Here is a 2,164-nt window from a genome sequence, read left to right as displayed (position 1 = left end):
CACTTTCCCTAATTCCTTAGAGGATAATTTTTTGCCCAAATGCCACACAACGGTAGGTATGAAAATTGTAGCTTCGTTGGTGCTGTAGGCCTTGTCAGGCTATTACTATTTATATAATATTGAGTCTAGACATCATTATTAATCCCACCTTCGTTAATTATTTATTTTCAAACGGTTCTTTTTTTGTTCTTTCTGTTTTTGATCTTCTTTGAACTCCTTTTCTTTTTCTTTTTATTTTCTTGTGTATTTAGGGCAGGTGTTCTGTCTAAATTGACCTCCTTTGCAGTACCTCCATGATTAAAAACTTCATTAGTAGTTCCATTTGGGTTTACCTGTGTTGAAGAACTTCTCTGATTTATAAATACGCTATGAGTTCCATCTGGATTTACTTGTGTTGAAGTCCTTCCATGATTTATAATTACGCTATGTGGCCCATTTGGATTTACCTGTGTTGAAGTCCTTCCATGATTTATAGTTACGCTATGGGTCCCATTTGGATTTACCTGTGTTGAAGTATTTCCATGATTTACAATTACACTATGAGTTCCATCTGGATTTACCTTGGTTGAAATATTTTGACTTTTCCCTACGGTTGTAAATCCTATTAGGAGTATAAGAAAGTTAATTATTTTTATATATTTTCATTTTTGAATTTGTGACAATTCCTATTATTCTTGTATACACCCAAAGGTAGTGTAAAAAGAGTAGTTTGGTTGTGCTGATGGCCTTGTGTGGCTATTATTTTTGCAGAGTGTTGTAAAGCGTATTTTATCCGAGTGATGTTTTCAACTTTTCTAATTTGCTTCCAACCTTTTCTCCATAAAAGTGCTTAATGGGTCGTTTTTATAAGAACCAAACCTTCCGCAAATCGAATATCCAAGTTTTTCATATAAACTTATTGCATCTTTTGAATAAGGCCCAGTTTCTAATCTTGATAAGAATATGTTTTTTGAAATCAAAAGAGTTTCAAGTTTGTTAACTATTTTTGCAGCTAAACCTTTTCTCCTTTGGGTAGGGGGAACATAAATACGTTTCAATTCTCCATAGTCAGGGAAAATTTTCACAGAACCTATTGCGACAATCTCTTCATTTTCGATTACACCATAAAAATATGCATTTTCATTTCGAAGAGTTTCAATACTGTCCAAATGACAACTGTTAGGTGGATATAACTTACTTTGATATTCATCTAATTCTTTTATTAGATTTTCTGCCTGAATTGGATCGATAAGTTTTATCTCCATACTATTTTAAAATTTAAAGAGTCCGTTTATTTATGTGCTTTACAACGGCTTGAATAATCCCCCGATTTAATGGCTTTTATTTCTTGTTTGCAAGCGTTTTTTTTCAATTCTCCTTACAAAGTTTTTCCAGTCCTTTTCAAACTCGTCCGATGTTATGGTTGTTGGGTTAAAATTTTTATAATCTTCTAGTGCTAATTGGTTGTCCGTCCAATAACCATAGTTATTCCCTAATGGCATGGCTACAATTGAATTCCCCTTTTTGTCGAAACCAATTTCTCTCCATGTGGCATTTTTCTTTTTGTTAAATTCAATTTTCCAAAAATCAACTTTTTCCAGTATTTGATCAAAGTCAGGGTTAGCTATTGGAATTATAGTGGAGATAATTTTTACAACAGCATTTTCAATTATTTTTTGAAAAGGCTTCGGATGAGTGGAAGTCTTTTTCTTTGGGTTATTAAAGCTTATGTATATTCGGTCTTCCATTTACTTCATTTTATCTGTTAAAGGAAGGCTTCACATTTTATCGGTGTTAGGAAACTCACCTACATTGACACATTGAAAAAGATTTAATTAATGGGACCAGCCAGAATTATTCCAATCTTCCTCAATGCAGCAAAAATTTCTAAAACTTTTCCAATTTTTTGCCTCATTTGGATTAATCTTTCTAAATAATTTCTCTACCACTTGTTAAGCCCAAGCAATTGCTTTTTCTTTCGATTTTGCCACAATGAAAATTCCTGTCGAAGATTCGTAATCTTCAATTCTTCCCAGCACCCGATGTTTATAGGTTTCAGGGTCTTGGTATGAAAGTACTACTAGAAATTTCGTCATAAAGAATGCTTGCCAAGGGTCTGGTTAAACGCAGTAGCTCTGCATAGGGTCTATTTCCGTTTTAGCATAGATGTAAAAGCAGCAGTCTG

At 33.4% G+C, this 2,164-nt stretch carries 3 protein-coding genes; all 3 read right to left on the bottom strand.

Going from position 1 to position 2,164, the window contains the following annotated elements; all coding sequences use genetic code 11:
• Positions 1 to 794: 794 nt before the first annotated feature.
• Positions 795 to 1,244, bottom strand: a complete 450-nt coding sequence (locus tag E1171_RS02440; protein ID WP_155203731.1) for a GNAT family N-acetyltransferase — start codon at positions 1,242 to 1,244, stop codon at positions 795 to 797.
• Positions 1,245 to 1,310: 66 nt separating this feature from the next.
• A complete protein-coding gene (locus E1171_RS02435) occupies positions 1,311 to 1,727 on the bottom strand; it encodes a hypothetical protein (RefSeq protein WP_155203729.1) in 417 nt (138 codons plus the stop codon).
• Between the two features lie 204 nt (positions 1,728 to 1,931).
• Positions 1,932 to 2,075, bottom strand: a complete 144-nt coding sequence (locus E1171_RS02430; protein WP_155203727.1) for a hypothetical protein — start codon at positions 2,073 to 2,075, stop codon at positions 1,932 to 1,934.
• Between the last annotated feature and the right edge of the window lie 89 nt (positions 2,076 to 2,164).

This window comes from Xanthovirga aplysinae, assembly GCF_009711365.1.
GTDB lineage: Bacteria > Bacteroidota > Bacteroidia > Cytophagales > Cyclobacteriaceae > Xanthovirga > Xanthovirga aplysinae.
Note: the sequence above shows the minus strand (reverse complement) of the source record. Positions and strands in the feature narration are given on the sequence as shown.

Bases quoted from the DNA above. Each gene is read 5' to 3' on its own strand.
- E1171_RS02440 (WP_155203731.1), bottom strand. From the start codon at position 1,244: ATGGAGATAAAACTTATCGATCCAATTCAGGCAGAAAATCTAATAAAA.
- E1171_RS02435 (WP_155203729.1), bottom strand. From the start codon at position 1,727: ATGGAAGACCGAATATACATAAGCTTTAATAACCCAAAGAAAAAGACT.
- E1171_RS02430 (WP_155203727.1), bottom strand. From the start codon at position 2,075: ATGACGAAATTTCTAGTAGTACTTTCATACCAAGACCCTGAAACCTAT.